The 14,662-nt window shown below is 68.5% G+C and carries 14 protein-coding genes; 7 read left to right on the forward strand and 7 right to left on the reverse strand.

Annotation, left to right across the window (positions count from 1 at the left end; all coding sequences use genetic code 11):
* Positions 1 to 13 precede the first annotated feature (13 nt).
* Positions 14 to 931, forward strand: a complete 918-nt coding sequence (locus tag Q5716_RS06890; protein ID WP_305002342.1) for a COX15/CtaA family protein — start codon at positions 14 to 16, stop codon at positions 929 to 931.
* On the opposite strand, the gene Q5716_RS06895 is transcribed toward Q5716_RS06890, so the two are convergent.
* Positions 928 to 1,848: a heme o synthase gene (locus tag Q5716_RS06895; protein WP_305002343.1), complete on the reverse strand. Its 921-nt coding sequence runs from the start codon at positions 1,846 to 1,848 to the stop codon at positions 928 to 930. The two genes, Q5716_RS06890 and Q5716_RS06895, sit on opposite strands and share 4 nt — an antisense overlap.
* Before the next feature lie 245 nt (positions 1,849 to 2,093).
* Between Q5716_RS06895 and tkt the strand changes: the two genes are divergently transcribed.
* The 6 genes from tkt to pgl are packed head-to-tail and all read left to right on the forward strand — an operon-like array spanning position 2,094 to position 10,224.
* A complete protein-coding gene (gene tkt / locus Q5716_RS06900; protein WP_305002344.1) occupies positions 2,094 to 4,196 on the forward strand; it encodes a transketolase in 2,103 nt (700 codons plus the stop codon).
* A 20-nt stretch (positions 4,197 to 4,216) separates the two neighbouring features.
* Positions 4,217 to 5,329, forward strand: a complete 1,113-nt coding sequence (tal, locus tag Q5716_RS06905) for a transaldolase (protein ID WP_305002345.1) — start codon at positions 4,217 to 4,219, stop codon at positions 5,327 to 5,329.
* The gene (locus Q5716_RS06910) at positions 5,326 to 6,924 is read left to right on the forward strand and encodes a glucose-6-phosphate isomerase (RefSeq protein WP_305002346.1); all 1,599 of its coding nucleotides are present in this window, start codon (positions 5,326 to 5,328) and stop codon (positions 6,922 to 6,924) included. Before tal ends, Q5716_RS06910 begins: the two co-directional genes overlap by 4 nt.
* 18 nt (positions 6,925 to 6,942) lie before the next feature.
* Positions 6,943 to 8,484: a glucose-6-phosphate dehydrogenase gene (zwf, locus tag Q5716_RS06915; protein ID WP_305002347.1), complete on the forward strand. Its 1,542-nt coding sequence runs from the start codon at positions 6,943 to 6,945 to the stop codon at positions 8,482 to 8,484.
* Positions 8,481 to 9,419, forward strand: coding sequence for a glucose-6-phosphate dehydrogenase assembly protein OpcA (locus tag Q5716_RS06920; protein WP_305002348.1), 939 nt, complete (start codon positions 8,481 to 8,483; stop codon positions 9,417 to 9,419). The genes zwf and Q5716_RS06920 overlap by 4 nt, the downstream gene beginning before the upstream one ends.
* 10 nt (positions 9,420 to 9,429) lie before the next feature.
* Positions 9,430 to 10,224: a 6-phosphogluconolactonase gene (gene pgl / locus Q5716_RS06925; RefSeq protein WP_305002349.1), complete on the forward strand. Its 795-nt coding sequence runs from the start codon at positions 9,430 to 9,432 to the stop codon at positions 10,222 to 10,224.
* 12 nt (positions 10,225 to 10,236) lie between these two features.
* Here pgl and Q5716_RS06930 read toward each other — a convergent pair whose 3' ends face one another.
* The 6 genes from Q5716_RS06930 to Q5716_RS06955 all read right to left on the reverse strand — a co-directional run bounded on the left by Q5716_RS06930 (position 10,237) and on the right by Q5716_RS06955 (position 14,659).
* A complete protein-coding gene (locus Q5716_RS06930) occupies positions 10,237 to 10,596 on the reverse strand; it encodes an RNA polymerase-binding protein RbpA (RefSeq protein WP_305002350.1) in 360 nt (119 codons plus the stop codon).
* 21 nt (positions 10,597 to 10,617) lie between these two features.
* Positions 10,618 to 10,863: a preprotein translocase subunit SecG gene (gene secG, locus Q5716_RS06935; RefSeq protein WP_305002351.1), complete on the reverse strand. Its 246-nt coding sequence runs from the start codon at positions 10,861 to 10,863 to the stop codon at positions 10,618 to 10,620.
* A 46-nt stretch (positions 10,864 to 10,909) separates the two neighbouring features.
* Complete coding sequence (gene tpiA / locus Q5716_RS06940; protein ID WP_305002352.1) at positions 10,910 to 11,710, reverse strand: triose-phosphate isomerase; 801 nt, start codon at positions 11,708 to 11,710, stop codon at positions 10,910 to 10,912.
* On the reverse strand, positions 11,701 to 12,915 hold the full coding sequence (locus Q5716_RS06945; RefSeq protein WP_305002353.1) for a phosphoglycerate kinase: 1,215 nt from the start codon (positions 12,913 to 12,915) through the stop codon (positions 11,701 to 11,703). The genes tpiA and Q5716_RS06945 overlap by 10 nt, the downstream gene beginning before the upstream one ends.
* Positions 12,916 to 12,927: 12 nt before the next feature.
* Positions 12,928 to 13,935, reverse strand: coding sequence for a type I glyceraldehyde-3-phosphate dehydrogenase (gene gap / locus Q5716_RS06950; RefSeq protein ID WP_305002354.1), 1,008 nt, complete (start codon positions 13,933 to 13,935; stop codon positions 12,928 to 12,930).
* Between the two features lie 97 nt (positions 13,936 to 14,032).
* Positions 14,033 to 14,659, reverse strand: a complete 627-nt coding sequence (locus Q5716_RS06955) for a superoxide dismutase (RefSeq protein ID WP_305002355.1) — start codon at positions 14,657 to 14,659, stop codon at positions 14,033 to 14,035.
* Positions 14,660 to 14,662 lie beyond the last annotated feature (3 nt).

A 14,662-nucleotide genomic window follows, 5' to 3' on the forward strand; every position in this document is an offset into this window, starting at 1 on the left:
AGGAGGTTCGGCCGTGAAAGCCGTGTTCGCCCGCTTGCCCCAGCGCGTGGATGCCCGCATCCGCGTCTTCGCGATTGCCACCCTCGTGGCGCAGATCCTCATCGTCGGGACCGGTGGCGCGGTCCGCCTCACGGGATCCGGCCTCGGCTGCCCGACGTGGCCGCGCTGCACGGCGGAGTCGTTCGTCACGACCCCGGAGATGGGCATCCACGGCATCATCGAGTTCGGCAACCGGCTCCTCACGTTCGTGCTCGTCGCGATCGCGATCATCATGTTCGTCCTGGTCCTGCGCATCCGACGCGAGCGCCGCGACCTGTTCGTGCTCTCGCTGCTCATCGGCCTCTACGTGCCGATCCAGGCGATCATCGGCGGGATCACCGTGCTCACCAACCTCAACCCCTACGTGGTGGGCCTGCACTTCCTGGCGTCGGTCGTCCTCGTGGCGCTCTCGGCGGTGCTCGTCTACCGGGTGTTCGTGGGCCCGCGCGGCCAGGCCCTCGCGGTACCCGGCTGGTACCGGGCTCTCGCGATCGTCACGGCGTTTCTCGTCGCGGTGACGATCCTCGTGGGCATCCTCGTCACAGGGTCAGGACCGCACGCCGGGGACGGCGGCGCCGCCCGCAACGGACTCGACCCGGAGTTCCTGCAGCACGTGCACAGCTGGCCCGCCTACGCCACCTTCGCCGCCACCCTTGCCCTCGTCGTCGGGGCATGGCGCCTTCGCTCGCGCCGGCTCCTCGCCCTGACGGTCGCGCTGTTCGGTGTCGAGGGTGCGCAGATCGTCGTCGGACTCGCCCAGGCCAACCTCGGCCTCCCCGAGATCCTCGTGGGCATCCACATGGTGCTCGCCTGCTGCCTCGCCGCGGCGATGACTGCGGTGGTGTGCGCGTTGCGCGAATCGAGCCCCGAGTCCGCGGCTCCTTCGGCCTAGAAGGGCAGGAGCGGGTCGACGCCGACCGCGAGGAAGACGAGCGTCAGGTACGTGATCGAGGAGTGGAAGACCCGCATCGGTCGCACCTCTCCGTGCCGGATCGCCGTGTTGTACAGGCGGTGCGACTCGACGATGAACCACGCGCCGCTGGCGATCGCCACGACCGAGTAGAACACGCCCATCGGCGCGACCGGGATCAGCAGGAGCGAGCACGCGACGGTCGCCCACGCGTACAGGACGACCTGGAGGCCGACGACGGTGCGGCCGCGCACGACCGCGAGCATCGGCACGTTCACCGACTGGTAGTCCGCGCGGTACTTCATCGAGAGCGGCCAGTAGTGCGGCGGCGTCCAGAGGAAGACGATCCCGAAGAGGATGACCGGGGTCCAGCTCAGTGACCCGGTGACGGCGGCCCAGCCGATGAGGACGGGCATGCATCCTGCCGCTCCGCCCCAGATGATGTTCTGCGGCGTGCGGCGCTTGAGGACGAGCGTGTAGACGAGGACGTAGAAGAGGATGGCGGCGAGCGACAGTGCGGCCGCGAGCCAGTTGACGAGGAAGCCGAGCCACAGCACGGAGGCGATCCCGGTGATCCACGCGAAGGCGAGGGCCTCGCGATCGCTCAGCTCTCCCGTGACGAGCGGACGCTTCTGCGTGCGGTTCATCACCCGGTCGATGTCGCGGTCGATGTAGCAGTTGAAGGCGTTGGCCGAGCCCGCGGAGAGCGAGCCGCCGATGAGCGTGCCGAGCACGAGCCAGAGATTCGGGATGCCCTGCGCCGCGAGAATCATCACGGGGGCGGTCGTCACGAGCAGCAGCTCGATGACGCGAGGCTTCGTGAGGGCGACGTAGGCCCTGATCTTGCGGACGACGCCGATCCGACCGGTCTCCGGGCGGTTCTCGAGCGCGACATCCATAGTCACGATGATAGGCGACGCAGGCTGGCGCTCCCGCGTCAAGGCCCCGTCACACGACCGCATCCCACCCCGGTGACTCCCTATACTGATAGCGCCTGCCCGCCGACACCACCACGCGGCCCATCCCCCACCACTGTTCCGGATGCGACTGCCGTCGGCAGCGCCGATGATGTCCGCGGCGGGCTTTCGTATCGCCGTGCACCAGCCTTCCGGGCGGCGCCGCTTGCAGAAGGGTCATCAACACCGTGGCAGCTCTCCAATGGGATCCCATTGACAACAAGGCCGTCGACACCGCGAGGATCCTCGCCGCCGACGCCGTGGAGAAGGTCGGCAACGGTCACCCGGGAACGGCGATGAGCCTCGCCCCCGCGGCGTACCTGCTCTTCCAGAAGGTCATGCGCCGCGACCCTGCGGACCAGCACTGGCTGGGTCGCGACCGCTTCATCCTCTCCGCGGGCCACAGCTCGCTCACGCAGTACGTCCAGCTCTACTTCGGCGGCTACGGCCTCGAGCTCGACGACCTCAAGGCCTTGCGCACGTGGGGTTCGAAGACCCCCGGCCACCCCGAGTACGGTCACACCGACGGCGTCGAGATCACCACGGGCCCCCTCGGCCAGGGCATCTCGTCCGCAGTCGGCTTCGCTTACGCGAGCCGCTTCGAGCGCGGGCTCTTCGACCCGGACGCCCCGGCGGGATCGAGCCCCTTCGACCACTTCGTCTACGTCATCGCCGGCGATGGCGACCTGCAGGAGGGGGTGTCCGCCGAAGCCTCGTCGCTCGCCGGCCACCAGCAGCTCGGCAACCTCATCGCGATCTACGACTCCAACCAGATCTCGATCGAGGACGACACCAACATCGCCTTCACCGAGGACGTGAAGGGGCGCTACGAGGCCTATCACTGGCACGTCCAGGTCGTCGACTGGAAGAAGACCGGCGAGTACGTCGAAGACGTCCAGGCCCTGTTCGACGCGATCGAAGCGGCCAAGGCCGTGACCGACAAGCCGTCGCTCATCATCCTCAAGACGATCATCGGCTGGCCGAGCCCGAAGAAGCAGAACACCGGGAAGATCCACGGCTCCGCTCTCGGTGCCGAGGAGCTCGCGGGCGTCAAGGAGGTGCTCGGCTTCGACCCCGAGCAGACCTTCGAGGTCGCCGACGAGGTCATCGCTCACACTCGCAAGGCGCTCGAGCGCGGTGCGCAGGCGCACGCCGAATGGAATGAGCAGTTCGAGGCGTGGGCTGCGGCCAACCCCGAGCGCAAGGCGCTCCTCGACCGGATTCTGTCGGGCGCCCTGCCCGACGGCGTCGAGGAAGCCCTCCCCGTCTTCGAGGCCGGCAAGGATGTCTCGACCCGCGCCGCGTCCGGCAAGGTGCTCGGGGCGCTTGGCGCCGTCATCCCCGAGCTCTGGGGCGGCTCTGCCGACCTCGCCGAGTCGAACCTCACGACAATCGAGGGAGCCGCGTCGTTCATCCCCGCCGAGCACTCGACGCACGAGTGGACGGGCACACCGTACGGCCGGGTCCTGCACTTCGGCATTCGCGAGCACGCGATGGGCGCGATCATCAACGGCATCGTGCTCCACGGAAACACCCGCGCGTACGGCGGCACGTTCCTCATCTTCAGCGACTACATGCGACCTGCGGTTCGACTCGCGGCACTCATGAAGGTCCCGTCGATCTTCGTGTGGACGCACGACTCCGTCGCGCTCGGCGAGGACGGACCCACCCACCAGCCGATCGAGCAGCTCTCGACGCTGCGCGCGATCCCGGGTCTCGACATCGTCCGCCCGGCCGACGCCAACGAGGTCGCGTACGCCTGGAAGACGATCCTCGAGCGCAGGCAGGGACCGGCGGGCATCGCTCTCTCGCGTCAGAACCTCCCGGTCTTCGAGCGCGGTGATGGCGCGGCATCCGGCGACACCTTCGCTGCCGCCTCGAACACCGCGAAGGGCGCCTACGTGCTCGCCGAGGCCCCCGGCGGCACGCCCGACGTGATCCTCATCGCGACGGGATCCGAGGTCCAGCTCGCCGTCGAGGCGCGCTCGGCCCTCCAGGCCGAGGGCATCAACGCCCGCGTCGTGTCGGCGCCGAGCCTCGAATGGTTCGAGGAGCAGGATGCCGACTACCGCGAGTCGGTCCTCCCCGCCACGGTGAAGGCACGCGTGTCGGTCGAGGCGGGGCTCTCGCTCGGCTGGTCGAAGTACATCGGCGACGCCGGCCGCAGCGTGTCGATCGAGCACTTCGGTGCGTCGGCCGACTACAAGACCCTGTTCCGTGAGTTCGGAATCACCACCGAGGCCACCGTGGCCGCAGCCAAGGAGTCGCTCGCCGCCGTTCGCGGTCAGTGACGTCAGAGGAAAGAAGCACCATGAGCACCGAGTCCCCCACCGCCGCTCTCTCCGCGCTCGGCGTCAGCATCTGGCTCGACGACCTGTCGCGCGACCGGATCCAGTCCGGCGGCCTTCAGTCGCTGATCGCCGAGCGCAATGTCGTCGGCGTCACCACGAACCCGACGATCTTCGCGACGGCGCTCGCCAAGGGCACGACCTACGACGCGCAGGTCGCCGAGCTCGCCGCCGCGGGCAAGAGCGTCACCGAGGCGGTCTTCGAGATCACCACGGACGACGTGGCGGCGGCGAGCGACATCTTCCGTCCCATCTTCGACTCGACGGACGGATTCGACGGCCGCGTGTCGATCGAGGTCGAGCCGGGTCTCGCGCACGACGCCGCGGGGACGATCCAGCAGGCGAAGGAGCTGTGGGCTAAGGTCGACCGCCCCAACGCCATGATCAAGATTCCCGCCACCGTCGAGGGACTCGAGGCCATCACCGCCGTGATCGGGGCCGGGATCAGCGTCAACGTGACCCTGATCTTCAGCCTCGAGCGGCACCGCGAGGTCATCGACGCCTACCTCGCCGGACTCGAGCAGGCGAAGGCCGCGGGCATCGACCTCTCGACGATCCACTCGGTCGCCTCGTTCTTCGTGTCGCGCGTCGACACGGAGATCGACAAGCGCCTCGAGGCGATCGGCACGGACGAGGCACTCGCGCTCAAGAGCAAGGCGGGCGTCGCGAACGCGCAGCTCGCCTACCAGGTCTACGAGGAGGCCTTCGCCACCGAGCGCGCCTCCGCGCTGCTCGCGGCGGGCGCCAACAAGCAGCGTCCGCTGTGGGCGTCGACCGGCGTCAAGGACCCGGCGCTGCCCGACACCCTCTATGTGACCGAGCTCGCCGTTCGCGAGACCGTCAACACCATGCCCGAGAAGACGCTCGAGGCGACCTTCGACCACGCCGTGGTCGAAGGCGACGCGGTCACCGGCTCGTACGAGAAGGCGGGTGCGACACTCGAGGCCCTCTCGGCGATCGGCATCTCCTACGACGAGGTCACGGCGCTGCTCGAGAAGGAGGGCGTCGAGAAGTTCATCGTCTCCTGGAATGAGCTACTGGACACCGTTTCTGCGGCCCTCGAGGCCGCCAAGTGAGCGTCAAGATCGCGGTCTCCGGCGCCGCGGCGGAGGCGGTCGACCGGGTCGTCCCCCAGCTCGTGAGCGACCTCGTCGCGAGCCGGATCACCGGCGGTGACGCGACCCTGTGGGGACCCGACGCCGAGGACGAGTCGTCGAAGCGGCTCGGCTGGGTCGAGGCCGTCTCTGTCTCCCGTCCCCTCGTCGACGACATCTACGCGCTGCGGGACAAGCTGCGCGAGTCGGGAGTGGACCACATCGTCCTCGGGGGAATGGGGGGATCGTCCCTCGCACCCGAGGTCATCACCCGCACCGCCGGTGTCGACCTCACGGTCCTCGACTCGACGGACCCCGCCCAGGTGCTCTCCGCGCTCGGCGACCGTATCGCGACGACCGCCGTCGTCATCTCCTCTAAGTCGGGCTCCACCGTCGAGACCGACAGCCAGAAGCGCATCTACGAGAAGTACTTCTCCGAGGCCGGCATCGACCCCCTGGAGCGCATCGTCGTCGTTACCGACCCCGGTTCCCCGCTCGACGTCGCCGCTCGGGAGACCGGGTACCGGGTGTTCAACGCCGACCCGACCGTCGGAGGCCGCTACTCGGCTCTCACCGCCTTCGGGCTCGTCCCCTCGGGTCTCGCCGGCGTCGACCTCGAGGAGCTACTCGACGAGGCCGAGGCCATGTCCATCGAGCTCGCGATCGACTCCCCCACGAACCCCGGACTTGTGCTCGGGGCTGCCATTGCGGGCACCAAGCCGCTCAAGGACAAGCTCGGCATCGTGCCTGACGGCACCCACATCCTCGGTTTCGGCGACTGGGCGGAACAGCTCATCGCGGAGTCGACGGGCAAGCTCGGCACGGGCATCCTGCCCGTCGTCCTCGACGTCGACTCGCCCGAGCTCTCGGAGAACCTCGCCGACCTGCAGATCGTCCGCCTGGTCGGAGACTGGGATGACACGCGCGAGGTCGCCGAGGGCGAGATCGAGATCACGGGCACGCTGGGCGCTCAGCTCCTGACCTGGGAGTACGCGACCGCGGTCGCCGGCCGACTGCTCGGGATCAACCCGTTCGACCAGCCCGACGTCGAGTCGGCGAAGATTGCGACGCGAGCCCTCATCGACCACCCCTCCGCTCCCCCGGCGCCCGCCTTCGTCGTGGGCGACATCGAGGTGCGCGGCACGGCTGACGTCGTCTCCGACGCGACCGATCTTGCGGGGGCCGTCTCGGCCCTCCTGTCGCACCTGACCGAGGACGGCTACGTGGCGATCCAGGCCTACGTCGACCGCGTCGCCCACCCCGGGCTTGCCGCCCTGCGCGACGAGCTCGCAGCGCGCGCTCACCGACCGGTGACCTTCGGCTGGGGGCCGCGATTCCTGCACTCCACGGGTCAGTTCCACAAGGGTGGTCCTGCTGTCGGTGTGTTCCTCCAGATCACGACGGTGGAGGACGAGGACCTGCAGATCCCGGACCGCCCGTTCACCTTCGGCCAGCTCATCCGGGCGCAGGCCGATGGCGACGCGAGCGTGCTCGCCGACCACGGCCGGCCCGTGCTCAGCCTGACGCTGCGCAACCCCGCGGCATCCATCCCGCTCGTCTTCGACGCGCTCGCGTAGCGCGGGGCCAGGAGTTCCATGTCACCCGTGCAGATCACGGCCGGCTTCAACCCACTGCGGCTCCCGTCGGACCGGCGGCTGAACCGGATCGCCGGCCCGAGCGGCCTCATCATCTTCGGAGTGACGGGCGACCTGTCGCGCAAGAAGCTCATGCCGGCCGTCTACGACCTCGCCAACCGCGGACTCCTCCCGCCCGGGTTCGCTCTGGTGGGATTCGCCCGCCGAGAGTGGGAGGACCAGGACTTCGCCCAGGTCGTCCACGACGCGGTCAAGCAGTACTCGCGCACCCCGTTCGATGAGGACGTCTGGAACCAGCTCGCGACGGGCATCCGCTTCGTCCAGGGCGAGTTCGACGACGCGGCAGCCTTCGGCCGGCTCAAGGAGACGATCGACGAGCTCGACCGGGATCGCGGGACGATGGGCAATCACGCCTTCTACCTCTCGATCCCGCCGAAGTCGTTCCCTCAGGTCACCGAGCAGCTGCGCAACTCGGGACTCGCTGAGCAGAAAGACGGGCAGTGGCGCAGGGTGGTCATCGAGAAGCCCTTCGGGAGCGACCTCGTCACCGCGCGCGAGCTCAACGACGTCGTCGAGTCGGTCTTCCCGCCGGACAGCGTCTTCCGCATCGACCACTACCTCGGCAAGGAGACGGTCCAGAACATCCTCGCGCTGCGCTTCGCGAACCAGCTCTACGAACCCATCTGGAACGCCAACTACGTCGACCACGTGCAGATCACGATGGCCGAGGACGTGGGCGTCGGCGGTCGTGCCGGCTACTACGACGGCATCGGCGCGGCGCGCGACGTCATCCAGAACCACCTGCTTCAGCTCCTCGCTCTCACGGCGATGGAGGAGCCGGTCTCCTTCGAGGCCTCGCACCTGCGGGCCGAGAAGGAGAAGGTGCTCTCGGCGGTGCGACTGCCGAAGGACCTCGCCGCCCACACCGCCCGCGGCCAGTACTCCGGCGGTTGGGCCGGAGGCGAGAAGGTCATCGGCTTCCTCGACGAGGAGGGGATGAACCCCCAGTCGACCACGGAGACATATGCCGCGATGCGGCTCGACATCGACACCCGCCGGTGGGCAGGCGTGCCGTTCTACCTGCGCACGGGCAAGCGACTCGGCCGCCGTGTCACCGAGATCGCCGTCGTCTTCAAGCGTGCCCCGCAGTACTTGTTCGAGGAGAGCCAGACCGCTGCTCTCGGTCAGAACGCGCTCGTCATCCGCGTCCAGCCCGACGAGGGTGTGACCATCCGCTTCGGCTCGAAGGTGCCGGGAGCCGGGATGCAGGTGCGCGACGTGACGATGGACTTCGGGTATGGGCACGCCTTCACCGAGGCGAGCCCCGAGGCATACGAGCGGCTCATCCTCGACGTCCTGCTCGGCGACCCGCCGCTCTTCCCGCGGCACGAGGAGGTCGAGCTCAGTTGGAAGATCCTCGACCCGATCGAGGAGTTCTGGGCGACGCAGGGTCAGCCCGAGCAGTACCGTCCGGGAACGTGGGGACCGGCATCCGCCGACGACCTCATGGCTCGCGACGGCCGTACCTGGAGGCGTCCATGATCGTCGACCTGCCCAACACGACGACGAGCGCGATCTCGAAGACGCTCGTGAAGATCCGCGAAGAGGGTGGCGCAGTCGCCCTCGGTCGAGTGCTGACGCTCATCATCTCGACCAAGCCGGGCAACGAGGAGGAGGCGATCGAGGCCGCCAACGACGCCTCCCGCGAGCACCCGATGCGCGTCATCGTGGTCTCCCGCGGAGATGTCGGATCGTCCGACTCCCGTGTCGATGCCCAGATCCGCGTCGGCGGCGACGCCGGAGCGAGTGAGGTCATCGTCGTCCGCGCGACCGGAGACGCCGCTCTCGACGAGGAGAGCCTCGTCATGGGTCTCCTGCTCCCCGACGCCCCTGTGGTGGCGTGGTGGCCCGGCGAGGCCCCGGATCGCGTCTCCGAATCGGCGATCGGACGCATCGCCCAGCGCCGGATCACGGATGCCGCGGCGAGCGATGACCCGCTTGCCGCGCTGGACCGGCTCGCCGGCGCGTACCGGCCCGGTGACACCGACTTCGCCTGGACCCGGTTGACGCTGTGGCGCGCCCAGCTCGCCGCTGTGCTCGACCAGCCTCCGTACGTTCCCGTCACGGCGATCGAAGTCCACGGCGCGTCGGACTCCCCCTCCACGGTGCTGCTCGCCGCGTGGCTGCAGCTCCAGCTCGGTGTGGAGGTCGAGCTTGTCATGGGCGAGGCATCCCGCGGCTCGACGGGGATCGTCGGAGTGCATCTCACCCGGTCCAACGGCCAGATCCGCCTCGACCGGACGGCGGTCAACATCGCCACCCTCGTTCAGCCCGACCAGCCGACGCACGACATCTCGCTGCCCCGACGCAACCTGCGTGACTGCCTCGCCGAGGAGCTGCGCCGCCTCGACCCGGATGACCTGTACGGCGAGGTCATCCGCCGGGGCGTTCCCGCTCTCTCGCACCCGGTCGCGTAAGGTCGAAGGTATGAGCAACGAACGCCGGGTGATCGTGCACCCGGACAAGGAGACCCTCGCGGGCTCCGTCGCCGCCCGATTCCTCACCAAGGTCGTGGACCTCATCGCCGAGTTCGACGAGGCGACCGTGGTGCTCACGGGAGGGTCCATGGGAATCGCGGTCCTCGCCGCGATCAACGCCTCTCCGGCACGCGACAGCGTCGACTGGTCGCGAGTGAACGTGTGGTGGGGTGACGAGCGATTTCTCCCCGAGGGCGATCCCGAGCGGAACGAGACCCAGGCGCGCGAGGCTCTCCTCGACCACGTGCCGCTCGACCCCGCTCGGGTCCACCCGTTCGCCCGATCCGACGCGGGTATCGACCTGGATGCTGCGGCCGCGGCGTATGCGGAGGAGCTCGCCGAGCACGCCGCCCGCGACTCGCGCCAGCCCCACTTCGACATCACGTTCCTCGGGATGGGCCCCGACGGCCACATCGCGTCGCTCTTCCCAGAGCGGTCGGGCATCCGTGAGCGGGAGGCCACCGTCCTCGCGGTCCGCAACTCCCCCAAGCCGCCGCCGGAGCGGCTCAGCCTCACTCTGCCGGTGATCAACTCCTCCGCGCGCATCTGGCTCGTCGTCGCGGGCCAGGACAAGGCTGCGGCGTTGGGACTTACTCTCGCGGGAGCGAGCATCAACGAGGTTCCCGCTGCCGGCGTCGAGGGCCGTCGTCGCACCCTGTTCTTCGTCGACGGAGAGGCCGCGGCCGAGGTTCCCGAGAACCTGATCGACCCCGGTCAATTCTGGACCGGGGCCGACGAGGGATAGACGAAAGGGACGTCAGCCCGCGGTGCCGCGGCGCTCGCGCAGCTGGGTGAGCGCCTCCTCGAGGAGCTGCTCCGCCTCCGACTCGGAGCGGCGCTCCTTCACGTAGGCGAGGTGGGTCTTGTACGGCTCGAGCTTCGCCACCGACGGAGGGTTGTCCTTATCGCGCCCGGCCGGCAGACCGGTGGACGGGGAGTCGATGATGTCGGGGATCTCCTCGTCCGGGAGGTTCGCCGCGAAGTAGCGGACGGTCTCGTTGCCGAGTTCATCCCAGTAGGAGACGGCGATCCGGTCCGCGTGATACCCGCGGTCCTGCTCGCCCATCGGACCCGCGCCGACGCGGGACCCTCGGATTGCGCTGCCTCCCGAAGCCATTGGTGTCCTTTCGCTGAGCGACTACGCGCTGAACTTGGTGATGAGGCCGAGGACCACGATGCACGCGATCCAGACGACCGCGAGGATGACCGTGATGCGGTTGAGATTGCGCTCAGCGACGCCCGACGCGCCCAGGTTGGAGGTCACGCCGCCGCCGAACATGTCGGACAGACCGCCTCCGCGGCCGCGGTGCAGCAGGATGAGCAGGGTCAGCAGCAGGGACGTGATGCCCAGGATGACCTGCAGCACTACCTGGAGAATTTCCACGGGAAACCTTTCGATGCGGCCCGGCAAGGCCAGCGACAAGTATATGTCAGGTGCCGACGTGCTTCTGGAAGCGCGCGATGCTCGCGAACTCGGCGACATCGAGGCTCGCGCCGCCGACGAGCGCACCATCGACGTTGGGCTCCCGCATGAGGGACGCGATGTTGTTCGCCTTGACCGAACCCCCGTAGAGGATGCGGGTCGCATCCGCCGTCTCCTGCCCGAAGAGCTCCGCGAGCGTCTCACGAAGCTTCACCGCGACCTGCTCGGCCTGCTCCGGAGTCGCCGCCTGGCCCGATCCGATCGCCCAGACGGGCTCGTAGGCCACCACGATCTCGGGAGACCCGGACAGACCCTCGAGGGCGGCCCTCAACTGGGCGACGGGGACCGCGCTGGGGCCGTGCTGCTCGAGGTCCTCCGCCGTCTCTCCGACGCACAGGACGGGCACGAGACCGTGGCGGATGGCGGCGGCCACCTTGCGCGCGAGCTGCTCGTCGGTCTCGCCGTGCAACGTGCGCCGCTCGGAGTGGCCGATGATCACGTAGGTGCACTCCAACGCCTTGAGGAAGGCGCCGGAGATCTCACCCGTGTAGGCGCCGGAGTCGTGCTCCGAGACATCCTGGGCTCCGTAGACGACGTCGAGCTTGTCGGCGGAGACGAGGGTCTGCACCGAGCGCAGGTCGGTGAACGGCGGGAACACCGCAACCTCGGCGCCCTTGGCGTCGAAGTCGTGGTTGGCGTCCTTCAGGGTCCACGCGAGCTTCTGCACCGTCGCGATCGCCTGCAGGTGGTCGAGGTTCATCTTCCAGTTGCCCGCGATGAGCGGGACACGGGAGTGCTTCACTGCCATCCAAGGACCTCCAGTCCAGGCAGCCGCTTGCCCTCGAGGAACTCGAGGCTCGCGCCGCCGCCGGTTGAGATGTGGCCGAACTCGTCGTCCGAGAACCCTAGTGCGCGTACCGCCGCTGCGGAGTCGCCGCCGCCGACCACGCCGAAGCCGTCGAACTCCGTGAGCGCCTGAGCGACAGCGCGCGTTCCCGCGGCGAAGGGGGCGAGCTCGAACACGCCCATCGGGCCGTTCCAGAAGACCGTCTTCGACGACCGGATGCGCTCGGCGAAAGCAGCGGCGGACTGGGGACCGATGTCGAGACCGAGCCCGGACTCCCCGAACGGGGTCTGCTCGATCGCGTCGGCCTGGGCGACCACGTGCTCCGCGTCCGCGCCGAACTTCGACGCGACGACGACGTCCGTGGGCAGGACGAGGTCGACGCCGAGTTCCTCAGCCCGGGCCAGGTAGCCCTTCACCGTGTCGACCTGGTCGGCCTCCAGCAGGCTGGATGCCACGGCGTGGCCCTGCGCGTACAGGAAGGTGAAGAGCATCCCCCCGCCGACGAGCAGGGCGTCCACGCGGGGTAGGAGCGCGTCGATGACGCTGAGCTTGTCGGAGACCTTGGAGCCGCCCAGGACGACCGTGTAGGGCTTCTCCGGCGACACCGTGAGGCGCTCGAGCACCCCGAGCTCCTGCTCGATCAGCAGTCCCGCCGCGCTCGGCAGCGCCTCCGCGAGCTCGAACACGCTCGCCTGCTTCCGATGAACCACGCCGAAACCGTCCGAGACGAAGGCGTCGCCGAATCGTGCGAGCTTCGCGGCGAAGGCGGCGCGCTGCTCGGCATCCTTGGACGTCTCCGGGGAGTTGAAGCGCAGGTTCTCCAGGAGGGCGACTCCCCCGTCCTCGAGGCCGTCGACGGCCTCCTCAGCGGCGGATCCGACCGTGTCGTGCGCGAACACGACAGGCTTGCCGAGGAGCTCGCACAGCCTCTGGGCGACGGGCTCGAGGCTGTACCGGGCATCCGGCTCGCCGTCGGGCCGGCCGAGGTGCGACACGATGATGACGCGCGCGCCGGCGTGGATGAGGGCGTTGAGCGTCGGCAGGGACGCGCGGATGCGGCCATCGTCGGTGATCTGACCGTCCTTGAGGGGGACGTTCAGATCGCACCGGACGATGACCCGCTTTCCGCGCAGATCCCCGAGCGAGGCGAGGGTGCGGATCGACATGGCCGTGCGCGACTAGAGGCGCGCGCCGACGTACTCGGTGATGTCGACGAGGCGGTTCGAGTAGCCCCACTCGTTGTCGTACCACGACGCGACCTTGACCTGGTTGCCGATGACGTTGGTCAGGCCGGCGTCGAAGATCGACGAGTGCGGGTCGCCCGCGATGTCGCTCGAGACGATCTCGTCCTCGGTGTACTTGAGGATGCCCTTGAGCGGGCCCTCGGCGGCGGCCTTGTAGGCGGCGTTGATCTCCTCGATCGTGACCGACTTCGAGGCGGTCACCGTCAGGTCGGTGATCGAACCGGTGATGACGGGCACGCGCAGCGCGTAGCCGTCGAGCTTGCCGACGAGCTCCGGGATGACGAGGCCGAGCGCCTTGGCGGCACCCGTCGACGTCGGGATGATGTTGGCGGCGGCGGCGCGAGCGCGTCGGAGGTCGCTGTGCGGGCCGTCCTGCAGGTTCTGGTCGGCGGTGTAGGCGTGCACGGTGGTCATGAGGCCGCGCTCGATGCCGAAGTTCTCCATGAACACCTTCGCGAGAGGCGCAAGGCAGTTGGTCGTGCAGGATGCGTTGGAGATGATGTCGTGGGTGGCGGGGTCGTACGTGCCCTCGTTGACGCCGAGGACGAGGGTCGCGACATCCGATCCGCTCGCGGGCGCGGAGACGATGACCTTCTTCGCGCCGGCCTGGATGTGCTTGCGCGCGTCGTCGGACTTCGTGAAGCGACCGGTCGACTCGATGACGATGTCGACGCCGAGGTCGCCCCAGGGCAGGTTCGCGGGGTCGCGCTCCTCGAAGACGCGGATCGCCTTGCCGCCCACGACGATCTGCTCGCCGTCGTAGTCGACCGTCTCGTCGAGACGACCCGTGGTCGTGTCGTACTTGAGGAGGTGCGCGAGAGTCTTGTTGTCGGTGAGGTCGTTGACCGCGACGATCTCGAGGTCGCTGCCCTTGGCGAGTGCGGCCCGGAAGAAGTTACGGCCGATGCGGCCAAATCCGTTGATACCGATCTTGACGGTCACTGTGGCTCCGTTGTTGCTCACGCGTCGCTCGACGCTTCATTGGCGATTGTGGTGGTGGAAAAGAGTGGCCGGGGCTCTCGCCCCGGCCACGATGCCGCTATGACAGTACCAGCAGGCCGTCGGTCTTTTCGCGCGCGGCGGCGAAGCGGGCCTCGACGTTGGACCAGTTGGCGATGTTCCAGAAAGCCTTCACGTAGTCGGCACGCACGTTCTTGTAGTCGAGGTAGTAGGCGTGCTCCCAGACATCCAGCAGCAGAAGCGGCACCGTCCCCGCCGCGAAGTTGGACTGCTGGTCGAAGAACTGGTTGATGAGCAGGTTCTGGCCGATCGAGTCGTACATGAGCGCCGCCCAGCCCGAGCCCTGCACGCCGAGCGCGGCAGCCGTGAAGTGGGCGGTGAACTTGTCGAAGGAGCCGAACTGGTCGTCGATCGCGCTCGCGATGTCGCCGACGGGCTTGTCACCGCCGTCAGGGGACATGTTGGTCCAGAAGATCGAGTGGTTCACGTGCCCGCCGAGGTTGAACGCGAGGTCCTTCTCGAGCTTGTTCACGTTCGCGAGATTGCCGGAGTCGCGCGCCTCGGCGAGAGCGGCGAGGGCGGTGTTGGCGCCCGTCACGTAGGCCTGGTGGTGCTTGCTGTGATGCAGCTCCATGATCGCGCCGCTGATGCTCGGCTCGAGTGCCGAGTAGTCGTAGGCGAGCTCGGGGAGGGTGTAATCAGCCATCGG

Source organism: Antiquaquibacter soli (genome assembly GCF_030580675.1).
In the GTDB taxonomy this organism is placed as follows: domain Bacteria; phylum Actinomycetota; class Actinomycetes; order Actinomycetales; family Microbacteriaceae; genus Rhodoglobus; species Rhodoglobus soli.